Source organism: Cobetia sp. Ld8 (genome assembly GCF_045066615.1).
Taxonomy (GTDB): Bacteria; Pseudomonadota; Gammaproteobacteria; order Pseudomonadales; family Halomonadaceae; genus Cobetia; species Cobetia amphilecti.
Map to the genome: position 1 here is coordinate 195,269 of NZ_JBISHF010000007.1, position 22,947 is coordinate 218,215.

Consider the following 22,947-nt stretch of genomic DNA (forward strand, 5'->3'; position numbering starts at 1 on the left):
GCTCATAGATCATGGATACCGACCTGCTTCGTGCCTTTGTCACGGTGGCCGAATGTGAAGGGTTCAGCGCCGCCGGCAAGGTGCTGCATCGCACCCAGTCTGCCGTCAGCCTGCAGATCAAGCGGCTGGAGGATCAGATGGGCGGGGCGCTGTTGTCCCGTACCAGCCGTCGGGTAGAACTCACGGCGTCGGGAGGGCGGTTGCTGCCCTATGCGCGGCACATTCTCAAGCTGCAGGATGAGGCGCGGCAGGTGCTCGGGGTCGACCGCAAGAATGAGCTCATCCGGCTGGGCACGTCGGAAGAACAGGCCAGTACCTACCTGCCCGAATTGCTGTCGCGCTTCGCCGCGGATCACCCCGGAGTACGTCTCGAAGTGACCTGCAAGATCAGCGCCTCGCTGGTGCATGATTTTCAGGAAGGCTTGCTGGACGCCGTGCTGGTGGTGCGTCACGGGCCGACCCAGACCGGGCGGCTGTTGGGGCGCGAACGCATGGTGTGGGTGGTCGCCGAGGACCAGTCGCTTGCAGACTGGGAGGTATTGCCGCTCGCGCTCAATCCGGAAGGCTGCATCTTCCGCGCGCATGCCTTCGCCGCCTTGGGCCGGGATGATCGACAGTGGGATGTGCGTTACTCGAGCCAGTCGCCGACAGGCATCAATCTGCCGGTGAAGGCCGGACTGGCACTGACCGTCAAGACACCGCGTAGCGTGCCGAAAGGTTGTCGTATCGTCGGCGATGACGAAGGCTTGCCGCCGCTTGGCCATGTGGAAATCGAGCTTCATCGCTCGCCTGGCCATGTCAGCGATGCGCTGAGTGACTTCTGCGATCATCTGGAAGCCATCGTCACCGGCAAGGGCAAGCTTGAGGAAGTCGGGGCGCTGGAGGCGAGCGCTGAGGTTGGCACTGAGGCCAGCCCTGAGGTTGGCGCCGATTCAGATATCGCGACAGTGCGTGAGGCAGCGACCGCCGGTTGAGCAGTACTACCAGTGTTGCGAGCAGGTTGAGCTGGTGAGCATGGCGGGATATCGATTCATGGATTTGACTCGGAGACATATCAGCCAATGGGCGATGTAGCGCCCAGCGGGGCTTGCGGCGTGTACGGCCTACGCGCCCCCAGAATGCCCGCGCGCTGGATGATCTCGGGCACGAAGGCTTCCTGACGATGCGCCATGATATGCACGCCACTGACACCCTCGATCTCACGTAGCTGCTGGATCATCTCGATGCAGATATCACGGCCCTCCGCCTTCTGATCCCGGGCTCCCTCCAAGCGTTTGAGCACGTCATCCGGGATATGTACGCCGGGAACATGGCGGCGCATCCACTCGGCGGTGCGTGCCGAGGCCAGCGGGCCGACGCCGGGCAGGATGAAGCATTTCTCCAGCAGGCCCAGATCACGGGCGCGATGCATGAAGTCCTGAAAGCGCGGTAGGTCGAAGCAGTACTGTGTCTGGATGAACTGGGCGCCGGCGGCAATCTTCTTGGCCAGACGATGAGGGCGAAACGCGAAGGGCGGGGCGAAGGGATTGGCGGCTGCGCCCAGAAATACCTGGGGCGCTGAGGTCAGTGTCCGGCCGCTGGCAAAGGCGTGCTTGTCACGCAATCCGGCGACGATTTCCAGCAGTGATAGAGAGTCGAGATCGAACACCGGCTTGGCCTCGGGATGATCCCCGACCTGCACGCCATCCCCGGTCAGACACAGCAGGTTGCGGATACCCAGCGCCGCAGCCCCCAATACATCGCCCTGGATGGCGATGCGATTTCTGTCACGACACGAGATCTGCATCACCGTCTCATGGCCTTCGCGGGCCAGCAGGGCGCACATCGCCACGCTCGACATATGGCAGTTGGCACCCGAGCCATCGGTGGCGTTCATGGCATCCACATGGCCGGCAAACAGCTGCGCGCGCGCATGCACCTCCTGTGGATCGGCAGAGTCGGGCGGCGCCAGCTCGGCGGTGACGGCAAACTGACCGCTGCGAAGTACTCGCTCCAGGCGACCGACGTTGCCGTCGCACTCGGCAGGTGGCAGCTGGGAGCTGTCCGGGATAGTGAGTCTGGAGGTCATTTCAGGCTCTCTCGGCGTCCAGCGGCTTGCCGGGCCACGCGTAGCCAGGATGAGGTGCCCTGCAGGCGATGGTCCACCGGCAACTGCACGATCTCGATCGCATCGCTGTCCTTCATCCGCTGGCTGCCTTCCCAGGCTTCCACCCACACGCAGCGCGTGTCCGGCTCGACTTCACAGTTGCCATTCTGCATGACACCGCCGCAGGGACCGTTGCGCAGGTGCTTGGGGCAGTTCATTGAGCAGGACATGCCGGTCGAACTCAGAATGCACTGGCCACACATCTGACAGTCAAACAGCAAACCCTTGCAGGCTTGCTCCAGCCTGGCGACAGGTTTCTCGGCACGTGCGTAACCGACGGACTTCCACAGCGGCTGCAGTTTGATGATCACCGGCTCGACGGCCTGATAGGTGAGCTCCAGCAGTCGCGCGTGACGTGCGGCCCACAGACGAATCGAATACACGCATGCCTCCTGTCAAAACCTGGCGGGGGTAACGCCCTGGGCGTTTCGGAGCGCTATCTTCGCATGGCCGCCACCCGGGCCGACATCCCGTGGGCGACAGCGTCACTATCGAAAGGCGCAGGATAAGCGGGGAAAAGCATCGTTGCTTGGACTGAAGCCAAAAAGCCCCCGAAACCAAGAAAGCCCCCCCAAACAAGAAAGACGCCGGAGCATTCGCTGCTCCGGCGTTTTTTGGTGTCTACGTCATGTCTTCTTTCTCTGCTCTCAGGGCGTAAGGCCCGCGGCCTGCATGAAGCGGCACAGTGCCAGAGAGGCGAGGCCTAGCGCGGGGACACTTGTTTTAAGGCATGGCTCATGTGCTTCGTGTGTCAGTGTCTTGAGCAGACCTCATGTGTCCTGATTGTGCATAACCTGATGCAGCAACGATGCTCTTTTCCGCTCGTGGTACGACACAAGTTGCCTCGATACAGCCCCCCTCGCCAGTGCTGATAGTGCCATGAGATGCGCTGACAAAAATATGGTGGCTCTTGTTAATAAATGATTGTCAACCATTAACCATGATGCTAGCTTTTGCTCATACCGCAGAAGGCATGCGGAGTTCATGTGTCCTGACATTCAGTGGAGGAAGCAGCAATGGCAGAATTTGAAGGGGCCACTTCGGCCAAGCCTCGCTTTACGCAAGATGAATGGAACGTTCGTGTCGACCTGGCTGCCATGCACCGTCTGGCGAATGTCTATGGCTACGATGACATCGTATGGAATCACATCACGGCGCGCGTGCCTGGAACCGACCATCACTTTCTCATGAACCATTTCGGTCTCCACAATACCGAGATCACTGCCTCCAATCTGATCAAGATTGATGAACACGGTAACGTGCTGGATGGCCCACCTGAGGTAAATACCGCTGGTTTCGTCATCCATCGCGGCATTCACCTGAACATTCCGAACGCCAAGTTCGTGTTCCACTCCCACGCCCCGGCGGGCCTGGCTGCCACCGCGATTCGTGATGTCGTGCACCTGGTGCAGGACTCTTCAATGCTTTACGGCAAGATTGGCTATCACGACTGGGAAGGACTCTCTGTGGATACCGATGAGAGCCAGCGCATTGCCGAAAGCATGGGCAACAACAAGTGCCTCATCATGCGCAATCACGGTTTCCTGACCGTCGGTGAAACCGCCGGTGAGGCCTTCATGAACATGCATTATCTGGTACGTGCCTGCGCCAACATGCTGCAGGTCTGTGCCACCGGTTTGCCGCTGGCCGAGACATCGCCGGAAATGTGGGAAAAAGCCGCTGAACAATATGCTGCCTTCGTGCCGGGCAAGTATGAGTGGCCAGCGCTGTTGCGCCAGATCGACCGCGTTGATCCGTCCTACAAATACTAATAACGATCAATAAATAGCTGGAGCTTGAAATGCAGATTTCTCTAGTAGGCAAACGCGTTTTCATCACTGCAGGCGGTGCTGGCATGGGCCGCGCCACGGTTCTGGCCATGCACGCACTGGGAGCGCGGGTATTCACCTGCGATATAGATGGTGAGGCACTTTCCAGCTTGCCTGAAGACATCACGACGTTCGTGTCTGATGTGTCAGACCCCACTGCCGTGGATGCGATGTTCGACGAGATCCTTCCTGCCGGTCTCGACATCCTGGTCAACAATGCCGGTATCGGCGGGCCGACCAAGCCGGTCGAGGATGTAACCAACGAAGAATGGCGTGCTTGCATGAGTGTCTGTATTGACTCGCAGTTCTATTGCGCGCGGCGTGCCGTGCCGACCTTCCGCAAGCAGAAGAGTGGCGTGATCATCAACCTGGTATCGGCGGCCGGTATCCTCGGGTTCCCTAACCGCAGCCCTTATGTGGCGGCGAAATGGGCGGTCACTGGCTTCACCAAGACACTGGCCATGGAGTTGGGCCAGGACAATATCCGGGTCAATGGCATCGTGCCGGGCAACGTCAGCGGCGAGCGCATGGAGAGGGTAATCAATTCCCACGCCGAAGCTGAGGGCATCGATCCCGAGGAGGTCCGGCGGCTTTATGGCATCGGCGTGTCCATGCAGTGCTACGTCGAGCCGGAGGAAATCGCCGACATGATCTGCTTCCTCTGCTCCGACTACGGCCGGCATGTCTCGGGGCAGGTCGTCGGTGTCGATGGTCACACCGAAACCCTCTACCCGCGTCAGTAAGCGTCTGCTCTGCTGAGTGTAAACGGGTAGCCCGGCGGTTGTAGCAGTGGCCGCCTGTTGTTGGGTCATGAGCGGTGCGGTCTTGATATTCAGTGGATCTGGCCGGTGAGTGGAGAAGAGTGATGATGCAGCTCAGTGAGTACGATGAGCGTCTATTGTCAGGCGCCGAGGGCAAGGCCAGACGACTGGCCATGCAAATGATGGTCAAGGCCGCCGAAGCGTTGGGCGCCGAACGACTTGTCGATGTTTCCATGGCACATGTCAATAGTTGCTTTTACAGCGGTCAGGTGGGGCTCGACTTTGCCGAGTTCTTGCTGGCCGATGGCGTCAAGGTGGCGGTGCCGACCAAGACCAATGTTGGCCTGGTCGATCTGCTGCATCCCGAGCTGCGTCCGGAAAAGGCCAATAGTGAAGCGGTGCAGGGCGCACGGCGATTGATGAAGGTATACGAACAGTTGGGCTGTGAGGTGGTGTGGACCTGTGCGCCCTATCAGCACAAGGTGCGGCCCAAACTTGGCGATCAGATCGTCGGTTCGGAGTCCAATGCCGTGGCCTTTTACAACTCGGTGATTGGTGCCAGAACCAACAAGTACGGTGACTTTCTCGACATCTGTGCGGCCATCACCGGCCGGGTGCCTTATGCCGGTCTGCACCGTGACGAATGTCGCAAGGGCGAGATTCTGTTCAGTCTGCAAGGCGTGCCGCAGAAGCTGCTGGAGCAGGACATTTTTTATCATGTACTTGGAATCGTACTGGGGCGAGAAGCTGGCAGCAGTGTGCCGGTAATCGAGGGCTTGCCAGCCTCGACCAGCGAGGATCAGTTGAAGGCGATTTCGGCGGCAGGCGCAGCTTCGGGGTCGGTCGCCCTGTTCCATGCCATCGGCATCACACCGGAAGCAACAACCCTGAACGATGCCTTCCACGGCGAGTTGCCGGCTCAGGTCAAAGCGGTGACACCACAGATGCTGATCCAGGCTCGTGATGCGCTGACTACCAACGTGTCTGGCAAGGTCAGTGCCGTGTGCCTGGGAACGCCACATTTCTCCTACACCGAATTCGAGCGACTTACGCCACTGCTGGCTGGTCGTCAGGTGCATCCGGGTCTAGGTCTGTATGTATCAACCAGTCGTTATGTGTTGGCTCAAGTACGTGAACAGGGTTGGCTAGCGCTGCTCGAGCAGGCCGGGGTGAAGATTGTGGTCGATACCTGCACCTACTTCACGCCGGTGGTCAACGGCATCAAGGGCCGAGTGATGACCAATTCGGGCAAATGGGCCTACTACGCCCCGGGCATTCTCGATGTGGATGTGGTCTTCGGCAGCCTGGAGGAATGCGTTGAGTCTGCGGTGAGTGGCGAAGTCTGGCGCGATGAGTGCTTGTGGAGTGGTGATTTCTGGGGGGCGGTGACATGTCAGTGAAAGCCAGTGTGCTGAATCCAGGTAGCGTCAGCGGTGAGTTGCTGGTGCTTGATGAGCCCCTGAGTTTCTGGGGCGGCTATGACCCGTTGACCGGCACTATCATCGATCAGCAGCATCCTCAGGTGGGTATCAAGGTGACTGGCAAGGTACTGGTGATGCCGGGTACCCGCGGTTCGTCGGGCACGCCAGGCGTATTGGGCGAGTCCCTGCGCCTGGGTACCGGGCCGATCGGTCTGATCCTCGGCAAGCCGGATGTCAACGTGATGGCGGCCGCGCTGGTGGTATCCGAGTTGTATGACATCCCGGTACCGGTGCTGGTGCTGGAAAAGGCGGGCTACGCCAGGTTGCACAGCGGCCAGGCAGTCAGGCTGGAAAGCAACGGCGGCGTGCTGCTGCAGCACTGAATGTCGACTCTCACAAAATAAAAATGGAGGGGCGATGAGCGAGTCTCTGGCGAATTCGCCTGCAGTGAGTGCGGCCTCGGTCGTTAATCGTGGCATCGGCTTGTGCCTGCTGGCGATGCTGGTGTTCGCCTGCCAAGACGCCATCACCAAGGTCTTAGTGCAGGGGCTTCCCGTGGCTCAGCTCATCATGGTGCGCTATTGGGTATTCGTTGTTTTCGCCCTGATTTATGCCCATTTGCGCGGTGGCTTGAATGCCGCGGTTCGCACTCGATACCCCTGGCTGCAACTTCTACGTTCGCTGCTGTCAGTCGGCGAGATCGCCATCTTTAGCCTCGGCCTGCGTTACTTGGGCCTGGCTGAAAGCCATGCGCTGTTCGCGATGTTTCCGTTGCTGGCCATGGCGCTGGCCGGATTTGTGCTGGGAGAGTTCACCGGTCTGCGCCGCTGGCTGGCGGCGGCGGTAGGCTTCGCCGGCACCCTGGTGATTCTGCGTCCGGGGCTGGGCCTGTTTGAACCGGCGGCGCTGATTCCGCTGTCGGCGGCACTGGCGTTTGCCGTCTACAACCTGATCACTCGGCTGGTTAGCCGCGAGGATGGCTTTACCACCAACATGCTGTACATGGCCGTGGTCGGCTGCATTGCGTCCACGGCCTTCGGCCTGCCGGTCTGGCAGGCCCCCAGCCAGGGGGAGTGGGGGCTGATGGGTGTGCTAGCCCTGACCGGCGTTCTTGCTCACCTGTTGCTGGTCAAGGCCCTGGAATATGCGCCGGCTGGGGTCTTGCAGCCATTCAATTACAGCCTGTTGGTCTTCGCCATACTCATCGGCCTGCTGGTCTTTGGTGAGCTACCCGATGCCTGGACCCTGGTTGGTGCTGCACTAGTGGTGGCAGGCGGGTTCTACGCCATTGGCGCACGCAAGTTAATCAATATATCGGCCGTCTGATACGGGAGAGAGCATCAAATGAAAATCGCTTTTATTGGTCTGGGAAACATGGGCGCGCCGATGGCCGCCAATCTGGTCAAGGCTGGCTTCGATCTGAACGTCCATGACGTCGATCACAACAAGGCCGAGAGTCTTGTTCAGGCCGGTGCGCATTGGGCCGACAGCATTCAGGCGGCCGTCAGCGAGGCCGATGTCGTAATGACCTCCTTGCCATCGCCAGCCATCATCAAGCAGGTGGCCAGTGCTGAGGATGGTCTGATTGCGCATATTCGCGAAGGCGCCATCTGGATCGAGCTGAGTACAAACAATCTGGATGTCTGGCGCGATGTACGTGAGTTGGCAGTAGCGAAGCAGGTGCGCACGCTTGATGCACCGATTTCCGGTGGTGCCGAAGGCGCGGCTGCTGGCACTCTGACCGTGCTGGTGGGCGGCGATCAAGCAACCTTCGATGAGTGCCAGCAAATCTTCTCTGCCATTGGCAAGCGCATCGATTATCTGGGCGAGGCTGGCGCGGGTTATGTCGCAAAGATCGCGCAGGTCGTACTCTGCTATCTGCACTCGGTGGCCTTGTCCGAGGCGTTGATGCTCGGCGTCAAGGGCGGAGTGCCAGCTGACAAGATGCTGGCAATCATCCAGAACAGTACCGGCCGCAGTTACGTCGCTGATCGCTATGGTCCAAGTATCCTTAATGGGGACTACGATCCGACTTTCGAGTTGGGGCTCGCACTCAAGGATATGCGCCTGACACTGGAGCTGGCCGGCCAGGTCATGGCTGAGCTGCCGATGTGTCGTCACGTCGAGCAGATGTATGGGCAGGCGGTCGACCAATTCGGTGGCAAGGCTCCGCACCTGATGGCCGTCAAATTGCTGGAACAGGCCAACGACAAACCGCTCCGCGGCTGAATCATGTGCCCGATACGAGCACGCTGAAACATGAACATCTGAAGCCCTGGATTCCAGGGCTTTTTCATGTTTGTCATCCCTGAGTTGGCGGCATGCCTTGGATCTCTTTCAGTAGCACTTGGCGATAGTGCTCGGCAGTAGCACCTGCCATCTATCGCCAACTGAGCCGTCACCATATGGGGGCAAGGTATAAGCATTGCTGGCGACATGTGTATCCAAGGAGAGGAAAACCACGGGCACCTGAGCGACGATGATGGGGGCATTGTCGTCGGTATCTATGCGTCGTAATTGCAGATGACTTGAGCAACGAGCCTGATCATGAAACGTCAGTGACGAGCCATCTGTAGTGCTTGTAGCCAGCGCTATAAGGACAGCATTATATAAATAATATCCTGGAGGTCGGGAAGCGTATATTGATACTAAGCAGAGCGGTGGGGAGGGCGGGAGAGGAGAGCAGGAGAGAGCGTGATGCGGGAATGAACAGCGAGGAAGGGTTAGAGGTTAAGCAGAGAGAGGCGATGCTATTGGCCGAGTCATGCTGCAGTGTGCAAGCCCCCGAGATGATTCCCGGGAGCTTGCGCGGTACAGCCAGAGGTGACGAGTTTAACGATGATTTATATCATTGAGCTGATAAATTGACATCGAATCAAAACTCAATGATATAGCACCGTCATTACCTTGTTCTTGTTGAGGTAACCAGTCAGGTTGGCATCATCGTCGAAGACCGCGAGATCGCTATCCGTATCCATCAGCAATGGCATGATTTCCTCCAGTGATTGGCTCGCGCGCACCATCTCATGGCCCGCGGGTGGCGTCTGACTGAAATTCTCGCCTCCTTTCACCATGGCCAGCGGTTGTGCCTCGCGCATCACGTGGCCGACACGAATCGCCTTGTAGCGATTGACCCCGCCGATGAAGGATTTGACGTAATCGCCCGCTGGTTCCATGAGAATCTGTGCCGGAGTCCCTTGCTGAATCAGCTCACCATCCTTGAGCAGGGCGATGCGGTCTCCAATCTTGAGGGCTTCATCCAGATCATGCGTGATGAACACGATGGTCTTGTTGAGTTTCTGCTGCAACTGCAGCAATTGATCCTGCATCTCGCTCTTGATCAACGGATCGAGGGCGCTGAAGGCCTCATCCATGAGCAGAATATCCGGATCATTGACCAGCGCACGTGCCAGGCCGACGCGCTGCTGCATGCCGCCGGAAAGCTGATGCGGGTAGTGTTCCTCGACGCCTGACAGGCCGACCTGCTCAAGCCAGTAGCGAGCCTTTTCTTCACGCTGTGAGCGCTCGACACCCTGAATCTTCAATCCAAAGGCGGCATTCGCCAATACGGTAAGGTGCGGGCAAAGCCCGAAGCGCTGAAAAACCATACTGATCTTGTGGCGACGATAATGCTCGAGTTCCTGCTTGTTGAACTGGAGCACATCCTGTCCATCGACGATGACCTGGCCGCTGGTGGGGTCGATCAAGCGGTTGAAGTGACGGATCAAGGTCGACTTTCCAGAACCGGACAACCCCATGATGACGTGGATATGGCCAGCTTCAATGCCAAGCGACACGTCATTGAGTCCAACGACGCAGCGGGTCTGATCCAGGATGTCGCTCTTGCTGGTACCGGCCTTGATCTTTTCCATGGCAGTACCCGGGTCGGCACCGAATATCTTGTAGATATTCTTGATCTCGATCTTGTAGTGGTTGCTCATAATCGTACCCATCAGCTGTTGGTGTGCAGGTGCGCCTGAGCGCGCTTTCCTGAGGCCTGGGTGATGCGGTCGAAGACCATGGCCAGGAGAACGATGGCAAGACCCGCCATCAAGCCGCGTCCTACCTCAAGGCGGGTAATACCCTGCAATACCTGGAAGCCGAGTCCCTGGGCCCCGATCATCGAGGCAATGACCACCATGGAAAGCGCCATCATGGTGGCCTGGTTGATGCCGGCCATGATGTTGGGGAGTGCCAGAGGTGCCTGTACCCAGAACAGTTTCTGCATGCGGTTGGCGCCGAAGGATTGCACCGCTTCGACGATTTCCTTGTCGACCTGACGGATGCCCAGATCAGTCAGACGAATCAGTGGTGGCACGGCATAGACGACCGTTGCCAGCACTGCCGGAATCTTGCCAGGGCCAAAGAGCATGATCGCGGGAATCAGGTACACGAAACTCGGCATGGTCTGCATGATGTCCAGAATGGGCAGCATGATCGCTCTGAAACGGTCAGACCATGACATCAGGATTCCCATCGGGATGCCGATGATGATGGCGACAAAGGTGCATACCAGCATCAAGGCCAGTGTGCGAATCCCTTCCTCCCACAAGCCGAGCAGGCCGATCCCCAGCATGGCCATGGTCAGGCCGATCGTCAGTGATATCTTGCGAGAGCTTGCGTAAGCCGCTGCAGCGACAAGGCCGACAATCAGCCACCAGGGGCAATTGATCAGCAATGATTCAAAGAAGTTGAGTGCCTTGAGAATGGGGTAGAACGACTCTTCCAGGAATGTCGCCCAATGGATGACGAACTGTTCTATCAAGTCGTCAATGGTGCCTCGTAGATACCGCGGGTCAATCAGGTCAGGGAACATGATGAAATCACCTGGTGGTCATTATTGTTGGCAATGATTCATTTGTGCCATTCGAACGATCGGGTCAATGCCAGTTACTTGAACTTGGCAATGACTTTCTCGGCTACCTCGGCGGGAACCCAGGCGGTCCAGGTCGCTTGCTGGGTCTTCAGGAAATGCTCAGCTGTCTGCTCAGGGTCTGCGTCATTGTCTGAATTCCAGGCCAGCAGCGTGTTGACCATGTCATTCTCGAACTGGACCTTGCTCAGGAATTGATAGATCGAGGGTGCGTTATCCTTGATGTTGTTGGCCACCAACGTATTGACTGCTGCGGTACGGAAGCCACTGGTCGTCGGGTTCTTGCAGTTCTGCTCTGCATTGCAGGAGTCATTTGCAGGGTCATAGGGGGCCATGTCCAGCTGTACCATGTCGTACTTGCCGAGAATGGCGGAAGGACCCCAGTAATAGAAGAAGATCGGCTTCTTGCGCTTGTAGTTCGAGACAATGGCAGCATCAAGTGCCGCCCCGGAGCCAGCCGAAAACACCTCGTACTTGTCATCCAGACCATAGGCATGCATCAAGTTGGTGCTGCGTGTCTCCGTGGTCCAGCCCGGGATGCTGTTGTAGAAACGCCCCTTGTCAGAACCGTTGGCCGCGAAGAGTTCGCTGTGCCTTGCCATGTCCTTGACTGACTTGATGTCCGGGTATTGATCGACGACATAACGCGGTACCCACCACGCATCCACTCCGCCACCTGCAAAGACATCACCTGCCACCACGGCAGTGCCTTTTTCCGCACCTTCTTCGAGCAGGGCCTTGGCGTTGCTGCTCCAAAGCTCAGGCGCGATATGCGGGCGACCTTTCTTCACCATCGTGGTGGCCGTGGTCACGGTCTCGCCCGGAATCAGTTGCGTTTTGCACTCAAAACCATTCTCGAGAATCTTGGCTTCTATGTGGGCGATCGTCGAGGCGGAAACCCAGCTCATGTCGGCAATCTGGATGGTTTCGTCCAGCTCGCAACTCGCCTGAGCCTGGTTCGTGAGTGCCAGCGAGGAAACGATACAAGCTGCCAGCGTCGTAGCGGTTCTGACGGACTTATTCATGCTCAACCCCTTGTAATTGTTGGTATCTGGTCTTGCCGATCAAGCGACTCGCATGTTGCTCATCACCCTTGTCGCCCATCAGAGGAACGGCGATGTCAGGAGTTATGCAACGCGTCTGGTGTTACAGCCTATCAATCTTGTAAATCGATAATTGATGATTGTCAACCATTGTCAGGAGTTCTATGCTGAGCCTCAGAAAGCCAGACAGCAATGACCCGATGGCATCCAGTGAGAGCGTGGCCAGGACAGCGCAGCGCCTCGGTTGACGCTTAAATTCAGTGAGTCAGGAAGCGTACAAATGAAGATTACGAATCTGCGTACCGTGTTGGTTGAGGTGCCGCTGGACAAGCCGCTCATCACGGCGATACACGAGACGCGCTCGGTAGGCTGCGTATTGATCTATCTGGAAACCGATAGCGGTCTGGTCGGCGAGAACTATATCTTCACCTTGAATAGTGCTCGCTTGAGTGTATTTGACAGCATGATCAAGAGCCTGGCCCATCATGTCATTGGCCAGGACCCGCATTATGTGGAGCGCATGTGGGACGGGATGTGGCGCGAGATAAACCCCATCGGGCATGAGGGGATTACCATCGGCGCGATGTCGGCACTGGATACGGCGTGTTGGGACCTGATTGGCAAGGCGGCCAATCAACCGGTCTACAAGTTGTTCGGCGCCTATCGTGACTCGGTCAAGGCTTATGCCAGCAGCGGGTTGTGGCTGTCGCAGACCACCGATGAACTGGTCGAGGAAGCTCGCGAGTTCATGTCGCAAGGCTTCCGCGCCATGAAGATGCGGCTGGGCAAGCCCCGCATGGCGGAGGATGTCGCTCGCGTGGCGGCGGTACGTGAAGCCATTGGCCCGGACATCGAGCTGCTGGCGGATGGCAATCAGGCATTCACGCCTTCACAGGCAATACGGCTGGGTCGGATGCTGGAACCTTACGATCTCGGCTGGTTCGAGGAGCCAGTGGCTTCCTATGACCATCAGGGGCATGCCGATGTGGCGGCCGCACTCGATATGCCGATCGCCTCGGGAGAGACCGAGTACACCCGGCATGGCATGCAGCGCATGATTCAGGCTCGGTCAGCGGATGTCTTGATGCCAGATCTGCAGCGAATCGGCGGCCTGACCGAATTCCGTCGCGTGGCCAGTCTGGCGGCGGGACACAATATACCCATTTCCACTCATATCTTTACCGAACAGAGTCTGAGCATTGCCGGCTCAGCTCCCAACTGCCTTTCGGTCGAACATGTCTCCTGGTTCTCGCCGCTTTACCGGGAAAAGATCGAAATTGTCGATGGACTGATCACCATCCCTCAGCGCCCCGGTCTGGGGTTCAGCTTCGATGCCGATGCCGTGGATCGTTTGCGTGTTCGGTGATGTCAATTCCGCTCTTTGATGGAGGCCACTATGGCATTGCTGTTCAGTTATGCAGGCGCAGACCCGGAAGCCTGGCGCCAGGAGTTCACGAAGCACTTGCCCGAGATTGAATTCCGGGTCTATCCCGAGGTGGGGGACCCGGCCGAGATTGAATATGCGGCCATCTGGATGCATCCGGTGGGGGGCCTGTGCCGCTATCCGAACCTCAAGGCGATACTGTCCTTCGGGGCAGGGGTCGAGCACATCATCCGTGATTCGGACCTGCCACAGGGTGTCCCCATCGTACGTCTGGTCGATGACCTGGTCGTGCGTGACATGGCGATGCATGCCGTGCATTGGGTGATCCATTTTCATCGCCAATATCATCGCTATCAGCAGGATCAGGCGCGAACCCTCTGGCAACGACATCCTCACCGTGACCCTGCCCAGCGTCGCGTCGGCTTTCTTGGCATGGGTGCCATGGGCGCCGTGGCCGCCGGTTTCGTGCGTGAGCTGGGTTTCTGTGTGGCAGGTTGGGGACGTGACGTCGTCGACATCGAGGGTGTCGAGTTCTACCAGGGGGATGCGCGTCTTGACGAGTTTCTGCAGCGCACGGATATCCTGATCAACGTGTTGCCGCTGACACCCGCCACCCAAGGGTTGCTCAACGCCGAACGCTTCGCGCAGCTGCCTCAGGGGGCCTGCATCATCAATATCAGTCGCGGTCCCATTCTCGTGGAAGACGACCTGGTGGCAGCGCTGGATAGTGGCCATCTGGAGGCTGCCGCGCTGGATGTATTCTGCAGTGAGCCTCTCGTGGCAGAGAGCCCCTTGTGGCGTCACCCCAAGGTGCATGTGACGCCGCATATCGCCGGCATCAATTACACCCACTCGGCTGCCAGGCTGATGGCTGACAATATCAAGCGCATCCAGCAAGGCGAACCACCGTTCCCTATCTATGACCCGGTGCGCGGTTATTGATTCTTCTCAGACGAGAATAACTCTCCGGCGCTTGTCGTTGCTCCCAACGTCAGGCGCTTTTGGTTTGTCAACGATATCGGACGGGAATTGAAGAGTTAGGCATACGATGCGCGGGGTCGCGTTGCAGGCATCAAGGGCATTGGCATAAGGGAGGAGCGCAGTAGGCAGCAGGGAATGGACAGCAGGCAATAGCAGGGCTGATGCAGAGAAGCAGGATAGGGAAAGAGCAGCAGGGTATAGGGCGTATAGAGGAAGAGACAGAGAGCGGGGCGTGGAAAAAGGATTGTAACGAAGCAGATATCGGTAAAGAGAGGGGCGTCGAAGCGAGTCGTAGCCAGAGGATTACCGCGAAGGGTGTTGGCGAAAAGCGAGCGTTAGAGAGCAAGGCATACCGAGTCTCTCAATCAACAAGACGCCCGCCATAACGCTGGCGGGCGTCTTGAAAGGTGATTCACTCAGTCAAGCAGCGAGTCAGGACGCTTGGCTTCACGCTCATAATGGATCGCTTCTGCTCGGCCATAGAACTGCTTGGCGCGCTCGGGTCGATTGACGCTGAAGGGGTCCAGAACATACGTCGGCAAGGCGATATAGCGGGGACGACTGCCCTCGACCTTCGTGACTCGGTGCATCGAGAAGCGGCCCTTGAAGATCTGCAGGTCACCCGGCTGGAGGTCCAGTACTTGAACCGGGCCACGATCACCGCGCAGTACCTGTGTGACAGCCTCAAGATTCTCGTTTTCCGCGCTGCGAAGATCCGGACAGTACTCGAACATGCCGCCTTTCTCCGCCGCCTGCACCAGGATGCTGATGGTGAATTCATTGCCATCGAAGTGCCAGGAGAACTCATGGCCCAGGTCCATCACGCTGTAGGGATTGCTACCCAGTGGGTCAGCCCAGCGATAGATGGGGGAGACGCCGAGGCACTCGGACACGAAGTTCAGCATCTCATCCGAGTCGTAGGCGCCTCGCAGGACGGAATCTGACTCGAGAATGTCGGAATTGATGAAGCCATTGCTGCGTTTGTTGAAGATTCTCTTGGGATGGTCTTCCGGCAAGGAAGGATCATCCTGGGTCATGTAGGGGTTGTTGGAATTTTCGGACCAGTAAGTCTGAGGCTTGAGACGCTCAGCTTCGTCAAGCATGCGGGCGATGGCTTCAGGACGAATGAAATTACGTACGCAACAGCAGCCGACGGCATCAAGTTCGGCTCGACATTGCTCTATCAGCGCCACGGTCAGGGGGTTGTCTGGCTGCTCGATAGGGTACCGCTCGAGGTCGATGATTTCTTCCAGTGCGAGGCGGGTATCGGGCTCAGCGAGGAGAGTTGCGGCTTGATGCATTGCAGTGCCTCCGAAGTTATTGTCGTTTTGTTGACTTCAATGGTTGTCGTCTTGATTACATCGCGTGATCCACCCCCGAATCATCTGAAAAACCGGGAAATTAGGAAAACGATTTTATTCGCTGGCCTCCATTGAAATATTCGATGCAATCAGGAATACACCTTGAATATCAACCATATGAAAGCATTCATCGAGGTCGCCAAGAGCGGTGGATTTCAGTTGGCAGCGGATCGCCTGCACATCACCCAGTCGACGGTAAGTGCTCGTATCAAGGTGCTGGAAACTCAGCTGGGCCGACAGTTGTTCGTACGCAAGCGTGAAGGCTGTGAATTGACGGTGGCCGGACGGCATTTTCATCGCTTTGCCTACACCGCTGTGCGCGCCTGGGAGCAGGCACGTCAGGAGGTAGCACTGCCTGAAGAGCTCAATGCCGTCGTCACGTTGGGTGTGCAGATGAATCATTGGGAGCGGATCGCGCCTGCCTGGGTCGACACCATGCAATTGCGTGCACCGGATGTGGGGACGCGTGTCGTGGCGGATTACTCGGAGAACCTGCTGACGGACCTCAGCGATGGACTGATTGATCTGGCCATCACCTATATTCCGCGTCAGCAGGCAGGTTTGGCCTGTGAATTGTTGATGGAAGATCAGCTGGTGCTGGCTTCGACCGCACCGCGCAAGGTCACCAAGCATTGGCAGCAGGACTATGTCTTCGTCGATTGGGGGGCCGAGTTCCGAGCCGCACATAGCCTGGCGTATCCAGAGACTCGTGCGCCGCGGCTGTCGGTGGGGATGAGCATGATCGGTCTCGACTACATCCTGAAATATGGCGGGGCGGGCTACTTTTCCGCGCGTACCATCGAGCCATTGCTCAAGACTGGTCAATTGCACCTGATCGAGAAGGCGCCAACCTTCCAGAGACCCGTCTATCTCCTGCACCCTCTGGTCGCCATCGACGCCGAGCTATTGGAAGTTGCCAAGAAAGGTCTGAAGGATGTCGTGAAGGATAAGGTGAATCAGTCATCTGGGAGTGATGACGGCATTTGAGGAGTCGAGACACCAGCCCCGTGAGGCAGGGGGCTGGTATGAGACGCATCACTTGCCATGAGGTATGACGAGTGATGATTCGCTTTGGGGGAAGGCACTCATTGAGTTTCCAGCTGACGCAGGCTGCTGATGAGTTCATCGCCTTGCGTAGCATTGTGCTCCTTGGCCAGACGTTCAGCCGTATCAGCATCGCCCGCCAGAATCGCTTTTATCAGCGGGCCGTGGCGTTTGCCAATATTCTTGTAGTCCGAGAATTCCGAGTCGCAGGAAGCGATGAATACGCGAATCTGCTGCTCTGTCAGCGTGTAATGTTCCTGCAGACGACGATGGCCTGACAGCGCGACGATCAGCTTGTGCAATTCGAAATCTGCATCCGCGATATCTCTCGGGTCACCGCTATCGCAAAGCCCGCATAACTTCTGATAGGCGTCTTCCAGCTTCTTGGCACCTTCAGGCTCGATGCGCTCTGCAGTCAATCGAGCCGCCAGTCCATCCAGAACACGACGCAGGTTATGCAGCTCCCAGGCATCCTGTGCATCGAGTGCGATGACATGCCAGCCTGTATAAGGTACCTGAGAGACGAGGCCTTCATTGTTGAGTTTCTGCAGGGCTGCACGAATCGTACCGCGGGAGACGTGGAATTGTTCGGTAAGCTTGGCTTCTGTCAGCCGTGAACCTGCCTCAAGACTGCCTGTCACAATCATTTCACGCAGAATATTGGCGGTTTGAACATCAAAGCTTTGTTTTGAAATCATACTGTTGCCAGGCATGTATGGCGCTCCAATCATGAGTGCGGTGTAAGCGGGATCAGTCACCCATCCTGTTATGGAGCGATTATCGTATAATGGTCAACAATTGTCATGCGCTGTTGCCATCATGCTGATTGATGGACAGGCTGGAATCTGCCCCATGGCACTTGTGTAGAGGGGGTGAAGCACGCCCCGTCATAGTGCGCTCTCCTCAGCAAATCGTTCACTGATGAAATCACCCATGGCCTGCGCCGCCGGCGACAAGCTGGCGCCCTTGCGGCGAATCAGGCCCACTTCGCGACTGACCCGCGGTTCAGCGAGCTCAATGAAGCGCAGGCGCTCATATTCCTGCGGAAATGCCAGGCGGGGCAGCGTCGTGACCCCCATCCCGGCGACCAGCGTGGCGGTCAACGAAATCATGTTGGAGATATACAAGGCATGCATCTCGAGCAGTGACTCCGCCGCCGTGCCCTGCAATAGCCGCGAGGTGCCATTGCCGATCAGGGATTCTGTCTCCAGTGCTTGCCATGTCAGAGTCTGGCGCTCGGCCAGGGGGTGATCGTCACGGCAGACCACGCCGACTTCGTCATGAAACAACGGATGAAAGAGCAATTCTTCCTCCAACCCCCACAGGCTGGTGATGCCGATGTCGACCTGACCGCTGATGACCTGCTCGCGGACAAAATCGGCGTTGCCATCGTGGAGACCGACCTTTATCCCCGGATAGCGACTGACGAACTCGGAGAGCAGTTTCGGCATCAGTCGGCTGGCCACTGACGGCACCACTGCCATGTCCAGTTGGCCTGCCTCCTTGGCGGCGCGCGCCTGCAGCTCCCGGCTCAGACGATCATGCTGATTGATCAGCTCCCGAAAGCGCGGCACGCAGTAGCTGCCATAGGGTGTCAGAGTCGCCTTGGCACCCTTCTCGAACAGCGCCTCCCCCAGGCGGTTTTCCAGCTCGCGGATGGCCATCGACAGGGCAGGCTGCGTGCGATGCAGATAACGAGAGGCAGCGTGAAAACCACCGTGATCCACCACTGCCAGGACATAGCGCAGCGGCGTGATCTTCAGCTCTGCGACCATCGCGTCGATCCTCTTCAGAGTGGTAAGGGAAATTTATCATAGGGTATTTATTATTGATTATCTTTATCCCTCTGGGCCTCCTAGTCTGTTGTCACCGCGTTCAAGGAGGTTCACATGTCACACCACACCACTACCGCCACTCACGCCGCTGTTCACGATCTTTACATCGATGGTCAGTGGGTCGCAGGTCAGGGCAGCATCGCCAATCTCAATCCGTCCGATACCCGTGATGTCATCGGCCAATATGCGCAGGCCAGTGTCGATCAAGTTGCCGATGCCATCCATGCGGCCAAGCGTGGCCAGGCACAATGGGCACAGTCAGGCCTCGAGCAACGTTATTCCGTGTTGATGGCCATTGGCGATGAGCTGATCGCCCGCAAGACGGAGCTGGGTGAGTTGCTGGCGCGTGAAGAGGGCAAGACCCTGGCGGAGGGAGTGGGTGAGGTTCATCGCTCCGGGCAGTTCTTCCATTACTACGGCGCTGAAGTGCTGCGCCAGATTGATGAGCGCGCAGACTCGGTGCGTCCTGGCGTTGAGGTCGAGGTCCGTCGGGAGCCTGTCGGTGTCGTCGGTGTGATCAGCCCCTGGAATTTCCCGATGGCGACAGCGGTCTGGAAGATTGCGCCTGCGCTGGCCTTCGGCAACTCGGTCGTCTTCAAGCCGGCCAATCTGGTCCCTGCGAGCGCATGGGCGCTGACCGAAATCATTCATCGCCAGTCACTCCCGGCAGGCACTTTCAATCTGGTGATGGGCCCGGGCAGCAGCATCGGGGATGAACTGATCTCCAGCCCTGACATTCATGCCCTGTCCTTTACCGGTTCTCTGGAAGTGGGTCGTCGAGTGGCGGCGGCCACTGCCGCCAATCTGGTCAAGTGCCAGCTGGAAATGGGCTCCAAGAACGCCCTGATCATCGCCGATGATGCCGACATGGAGCTGGCCGTCGAGGCAGCCTTCAATGGTGCCTACTCAGGCACTGGCCAGAAATGCACGGCATCTTCGCGGCTGATCGTAATGGAATCAGTCCATGACGAGTTCGTGGAAAAGCTGACTCGGCGACTGTCTCAGGTACGTGTCGGCCACGCGTTGGAAGAGGGCGTGCACATGGGGCCTGCTGTCGATGCCAGACAGCTCGAGTCCAATCTGTCCTGGGTGCAGCGCGCCCAGCAAGAGGGGGCAACGTTGGTCTGCGGCGGCGAGCGTGTGGAGTGCGCCACCGAGGGCTACTTCATGAGCCCGGCGCTGCTGGTAAATACCAGCAACGACATGGCCATCAATCGCGAGGAGATCTTCGGTCCCATCGCCTGTGTCATCAAGGTGAGCGACGCAGAAGAGGCCATCAATGTGCTCAATGACACGCACTTCGGGCTCACGGCGGGCATCATCACCAACTCCCTGAAACTGGCCAGCAGCTTCAAGGCGCGTGCCGAGACCGGCTGCGTGATGGTCAATCTGCCGACTGCGGGGACGGATTACCACGTGCCCTTCGGCGGACGCAAGGCTTCAAGCTTCGGGCCTCGTGAGCAGGGGCGATACGCGCGCGAGTTCTACACCATCGTGAAGACCTGCTACATCAAGGCGTGAGGAGGCCCCATGTCAAAGACAATGCTGACGATCGATGGCCTGCAGTATTCCAACTGGTCACGCGAGATATTTGAACAGATGCGTGAAGGCGGGCTGGACGCCGTGCACGCCACCCTCGTGTACCACGAGACGACGCGAGAGACGTTGTCGCGTCTTGGCGAGTGGAATCGCCGTTTCGAGGCCTGGCCTGATCTGATCATGCCCGTGCATGTGCCGCAGGACATCGCGGTTGCGCAGGCCAGTGGGCGTGTCGGCATCATCCTGGGGGCGCAGAACTGCTCCCCCATCGAGGACGATATCGACATGGTCGAGGTGATGCGTGACCTCGGGTTGATGATCATGCAGCTGACCTACAACAACCAGAGTCTGCTGGCCTGCGGGTGTTATGAGGCGGAAGACAGCGGGATCACACGCTTCGGACGCCAGGTGATCCGTGAGATGAATCGCGTCGGCATGGTCATCGACATGTCACACAGTGCAGAGCGCTCCACGCTCGAGGCGATCGAGATATCCGAGCGCCCCGTGATCATTTCCCACGCCAACCCGGAAAGCTTCCATCCGGCAAAGCGCAACAAGTCCGACAAGGTGCTCAAGGCCATCGCGGAGAGTGATGGGCTGTTGGGGTTCTCGGCGTATCCCTTCCATCTGCGCAATGGCTCCGACTGTACCCTGACCGAATACTGCGAAATGATCGCCAGAACCGCAGACCTGATGGGCATCGAGCACCTGGGGATCGGTACCGACCTGTGCCAGAACCAGCCGGTGTCCATTCTGGAGTGGATGCGCAATGGCCGCTGGTCCAAGGACATGGATTACGGTGAAGGCAGTGCCAGCAACGCTGACTGGCCGCGTCCGCTGTCCTGGCTGCGAGACAGTCGTGACTTCCCCAACTTGATTGCCGGTTTGCGCAAGGTCGGCATGTCCGAGGACGAAGTGGCCGGCATCATGGGCAAGAACTGGGTTGCGCTCCTCGAGCGCGCCGCGACCCGTCAGGAGGCCGCGCCTGCCTGATCGCCGTAACGCTATGCCATGGCACCTGTGCCGAGCCAGGAATCCTCAGGGTATCGCTCGGCAACCAACAACCATAATAAATGCCTGCCAATGACGAGAGCTCGTCAGAGGAATGCCACATGACTTCATCTCGCAAGACCACGGCGTCTGCCACGTCGGATGCGTTACCGCAAGGTCAGTACCGCTTTGGTGACCCTGTCGTTCTGACCTGCAGCATCGGCTTCATACTGCTGTTCGTCGGCCTGTCCCTGTTTGATCTTGAAGGGGTCGCGCAAGCCATCAGTGCCGGCTTTGCCTGGACCGCCAGAACACTGGGCAGCTACTTCCAGATTCTGTTGCTGCTTACCTTCTTCATTGCCCTGGGGCTGACCGCAACGCCTGCGGCCAGTGCCCGTATCGGTGGCACGCGAACGCCTGAGCTATCCACCTTCAAGTGGGTGTCGATCATCATGTGCACCTTGCTGGCGGGAGGCGGGGTCTTCTTCGCTGCCGGCGAACCGGTGTACCACTTCCTGGTGACGCCGCCTGCCTTTGATACCGAGCCGGGCACTGCGAACGCCATCGCGCCTGCACTGGCACAATCCTTCATGCACTGGGGCTTTCTTGCCTGGGCCATTCTGGGCAGCCTGACCGCCATCGTGCTGGCGCATGCCCATTACGACAAAGGTCAGCCCCTGCAGCCGAGAACGCTGCTGTATCCCGTGTTCGGCGAGAAGATCATGAAGGGCAAGCTGGGCGGCGTGGTGGATGCCATGTGCGTCATCGCCGTGGTGGCAGGAACGGTGGGCCCCATCGGTTTTCTGGCCACCCAGGTCAGTTTCGGCCTGCATGAGCTCTTTGGCGTGACCAATGACTATTCGACGCAGCTGAGCGTGCTGGTAGTGCTCGGGGTGATCTATGTGACCTCGGCCGTGACCGGCATCGACAAGGGCATCCAGATCATGTCGCGCTTCAACGTCTTCCTGGCGCTGGGCGTGGCAGCGGTAATCTTCGTCTTCGGGCCGACCCTGTTCATGGTCAATGCCTTCACTCAGGGCTTTGGCGAGTATCTGAGCTCGTTCTTCACCATGTCGACCATGACGGCACAGAGCGCTCCAGACTGGTGGATGCAGTGGTGGACCGTGTTCTTCTTTGCCTGGTTCCTCGGCTATGGCCCGCTGATGGCGATCTTCGTGGCGCGCATCTCCAAGGGCAGAACCATCCGTCAGATGATCCTGACCGTTGCCGTGCTGGCGCCACTGGCCACCGCCGTCTGGTTCACCCTGCTGGGCGGGGCGGGCATCTTCTATCAGTTCACCGGCGTGATCGACCTCACCGAAGCGCTCAACAGCTTCCAGTTCGATGTCGCGACCCTCACCGTGGCGCAGGCATTGCCCGGCGGGACTGCAATGGCAGCTGCCATCCTGACGCTGACCACCATCTTCGTCGCCACCACCGGTGACTCGATGAGCTACGCGATCGCCGTCGTCAGTGCTGGGCACGATGACCCCAGCCCGCTGGTGCGTGCCTTCTGGGGCATCAGCATGGCGTTGATGGCTGCGATACTCCTCTATATGGGAGCCGGCCAGATCAGTGCGCTTCAGCAGTTCATCGTCATCACGGCCATCCCTGTCTCGCTGGTGCTGCTGCCCTCCTTGTGGACAGGACCTCAATCAGCCTTCGCGATGGCACGTGCGCAGGGAATTACCAGCCAGCGGCCAGCCATGCCGGCCCCGGAAGACGCAGGAGAGCGTTGAT

The 22,947-nt window shown here is 58.4% G+C and carries 21 protein-coding genes; 13 read left to right on the forward strand and 8 right to left on the reverse strand.

Going from position 1 to position 22,947, the window contains the following annotated elements; all coding sequences use genetic code 11:
• Window positions 1-11 precede the first annotated feature (11 nt).
• Window positions 12-974, forward strand: coding sequence for a LysR family transcriptional regulator (locus ACJJV2_RS05815; protein WP_405278890.1), 963 nt, complete (start codon window positions 12-14; stop codon window positions 972-974).
• 80 nt (window positions 975-1,054) lie between these two features.
• Here the strand turns inward: ACJJV2_RS05815 and ACJJV2_RS05820 are convergent, their stop codons facing one another.
• Both ACJJV2_RS05820 and ACJJV2_RS05825 read right to left on the reverse strand, forming a co-directional pair.
• Window positions 1,055-2,068 (reverse strand): methylenetetrahydrofolate reductase, encoded by a 1,014-nt coding sequence (locus ACJJV2_RS05820; RefSeq protein WP_405278892.1) that lies wholly within the window; start codon window positions 2,066-2,068, stop codon window positions 1,055-1,057.
• The gene (locus ACJJV2_RS05825; RefSeq protein ID WP_405278894.1) at window positions 2,065-2,529 is read right to left on the reverse strand and encodes a methylenetetrahydrofolate reductase C-terminal domain-containing protein; all 465 of its coding nucleotides are present in this window, start codon (window positions 2,527-2,529) and stop codon (window positions 2,065-2,067) included. Before ACJJV2_RS05825 ends, ACJJV2_RS05820 begins: the two co-directional genes overlap by 4 nt.
• Window positions 2,530-3,147: 618 nt before the next feature.
• Between ACJJV2_RS05825 and ACJJV2_RS05830 the strand changes: the two genes are divergently transcribed.
• The 6 genes from ACJJV2_RS05830 to ACJJV2_RS05855 all read left to right on the forward strand — a co-directional run bounded on the left by ACJJV2_RS05830 (window position 3,148) and on the right by ACJJV2_RS05855 (window position 8,386).
• Window positions 3,148-3,918: a class II aldolase/adducin family protein gene (locus ACJJV2_RS05830; protein WP_405278896.1), complete on the forward strand. Its 771-nt coding sequence runs from the start codon at window positions 3,148-3,150 to the stop codon at window positions 3,916-3,918.
• A gap of 29 nt (window positions 3,919-3,947) precedes the next feature.
• Window positions 3,948-4,718 (forward strand): SDR family oxidoreductase, encoded by a 771-nt coding sequence (locus ACJJV2_RS05835; protein ID WP_405278898.1) that lies wholly within the window; start codon window positions 3,948-3,950, stop codon window positions 4,716-4,718.
• Between the two features lie 122 nt (window positions 4,719-4,840).
• Window positions 4,841-6,136, forward strand: coding sequence for an aconitase X (locus ACJJV2_RS05840; protein WP_405278900.1), 1,296 nt, complete (start codon window positions 4,841-4,843; stop codon window positions 6,134-6,136).
• The gene (locus ACJJV2_RS05845; protein WP_405278902.1) at window positions 6,127-6,540 is read left to right on the forward strand and encodes an aconitase X swivel domain-containing protein; all 414 of its coding nucleotides are present in this window, start codon (window positions 6,127-6,129) and stop codon (window positions 6,538-6,540) included. The genes ACJJV2_RS05840 and ACJJV2_RS05845 overlap by 10 nt, the downstream gene beginning before the upstream one ends.
• A gap of 34 nt (window positions 6,541-6,574) precedes the next feature.
• Window positions 6,575-7,483: a DMT family transporter gene (locus ACJJV2_RS05850; protein ID WP_405278904.1), complete on the forward strand. Its 909-nt coding sequence runs from the start codon at window positions 6,575-6,577 to the stop codon at window positions 7,481-7,483.
• 18 nt (window positions 7,484-7,501) lie between these two features.
• Window positions 7,502-8,386: an NAD(P)-dependent oxidoreductase gene (locus tag ACJJV2_RS05855; RefSeq protein WP_405278906.1), complete on the forward strand. Its 885-nt coding sequence runs from the start codon at window positions 7,502-7,504 to the stop codon at window positions 8,384-8,386.
• 653 nt (window positions 8,387-9,039) lie between these two features.
• Here ACJJV2_RS05855 and ACJJV2_RS05860 read toward each other — a convergent pair.
• From ACJJV2_RS05860 to ACJJV2_RS05870, 3 genes are all read right to left on the reverse strand, one after another.
• Window positions 9,040-10,098, reverse strand: coding sequence for a glycine betaine/L-proline ABC transporter ATP-binding protein (locus ACJJV2_RS05860; RefSeq protein ID WP_405278908.1), 1,059 nt, complete (start codon window positions 10,096-10,098; stop codon window positions 9,040-9,042).
• An 11-nt stretch (window positions 10,099-10,109) separates the two neighbouring features.
• On the reverse strand, window positions 10,110-10,973 hold the full coding sequence (locus ACJJV2_RS05865) for an ABC transporter permease (protein WP_405278910.1): 864 nt from the start codon (window positions 10,971-10,973) through the stop codon (window positions 10,110-10,112).
• A gap of 74 nt (window positions 10,974-11,047) precedes the next feature.
• Entirely contained in the window at window positions 11,048-12,055 is a 1,008-nt protein-coding gene (locus tag ACJJV2_RS05870; RefSeq protein WP_405278912.1) for an ABC transporter substrate-binding protein, read from the reverse strand.
• Between the two features lie 262 nt (window positions 12,056-12,317).
• Between ACJJV2_RS05870 and ACJJV2_RS05875 the strand changes: the two genes are divergently transcribed.
• The gene (locus ACJJV2_RS05875; protein WP_405278914.1) at window positions 12,318-13,439 is read left to right on the forward strand and encodes a mandelate racemase/muconate lactonizing enzyme family protein; all 1,122 of its coding nucleotides are present in this window, start codon (window positions 12,318-12,320) and stop codon (window positions 13,437-13,439) included.
• A 30-nt stretch (window positions 13,440-13,469) separates the two neighbouring features.
• Window positions 13,470-14,399, forward strand: coding sequence for a 2-hydroxyacid dehydrogenase (locus ACJJV2_RS05880; RefSeq protein WP_405278916.1), 930 nt, complete (start codon window positions 13,470-13,472; stop codon window positions 14,397-14,399).
• A 455-nt stretch (window positions 14,400-14,854) separates the two neighbouring features.
• On the opposite strand, the gene ACJJV2_RS05885 is transcribed toward ACJJV2_RS05880, so the two are convergent.
• Window positions 14,855-15,739: a hypothetical protein gene (locus ACJJV2_RS05885; RefSeq protein WP_405278918.1), complete on the reverse strand. Its 885-nt coding sequence runs from the start codon at window positions 15,737-15,739 to the stop codon at window positions 14,855-14,857.
• Window positions 15,740-15,901: 162 nt separating this feature from the next.
• Between ACJJV2_RS05885 and ACJJV2_RS05890 the strand changes: the two genes are divergently transcribed.
• Entirely contained in the window at window positions 15,902-16,786 is an 885-nt protein-coding gene (locus tag ACJJV2_RS05890) for a LysR family transcriptional regulator (RefSeq protein ID WP_405278920.1), read from the forward strand.
• Between the two features lie 98 nt (window positions 16,787-16,884).
• Here the strand turns inward: ACJJV2_RS05890 and ACJJV2_RS05895 are convergent, their stop codons facing one another.
• Both ACJJV2_RS05895 and ACJJV2_RS05900 read right to left on the reverse strand, forming a co-directional pair.
• Window positions 16,885-17,556, reverse strand: coding sequence for a GntR family transcriptional regulator (locus ACJJV2_RS05895; protein WP_405278922.1), 672 nt, complete (start codon window positions 17,554-17,556; stop codon window positions 16,885-16,887).
• Between the two features lie 174 nt (window positions 17,557-17,730).
• Complete coding sequence (locus ACJJV2_RS05900) at window positions 17,731-18,618, reverse strand: LysR family transcriptional regulator (protein WP_405278924.1); 888 nt, start codon at window positions 18,616-18,618, stop codon at window positions 17,731-17,733.
• A gap of 114 nt (window positions 18,619-18,732) precedes the next feature.
• Here ACJJV2_RS05900 and ACJJV2_RS05905 point away from each other — a divergent pair, with 114 nt between their 5' ends.
• The 3 genes from ACJJV2_RS05905 (at window position 18,733) to ACJJV2_RS05915 (ending at window position 22,946) form a co-directional block, all read left to right on the forward strand.
• Window positions 18,733-20,199 (forward strand): aldehyde dehydrogenase family protein, encoded by a 1,467-nt coding sequence (locus ACJJV2_RS05905; RefSeq protein WP_405278926.1) that lies wholly within the window; start codon window positions 18,733-18,735, stop codon window positions 20,197-20,199.
• 9 nt (window positions 20,200-20,208) lie between these two features.
• The gene (locus ACJJV2_RS05910; RefSeq protein ID WP_405278928.1) at window positions 20,209-21,210 is read left to right on the forward strand and encodes a dipeptidase; all 1,002 of its coding nucleotides are present in this window, start codon (window positions 20,209-20,211) and stop codon (window positions 21,208-21,210) included.
• Window positions 21,211-21,329: 119 nt separating this feature from the next.
• Window positions 21,330-22,946 (forward strand): BCCT family transporter, encoded by a 1,617-nt coding sequence (locus ACJJV2_RS05915; RefSeq protein ID WP_405278930.1) that lies wholly within the window; start codon window positions 21,330-21,332, stop codon window positions 22,944-22,946.
• Window position 22,947 lies beyond the last annotated feature (1 nt).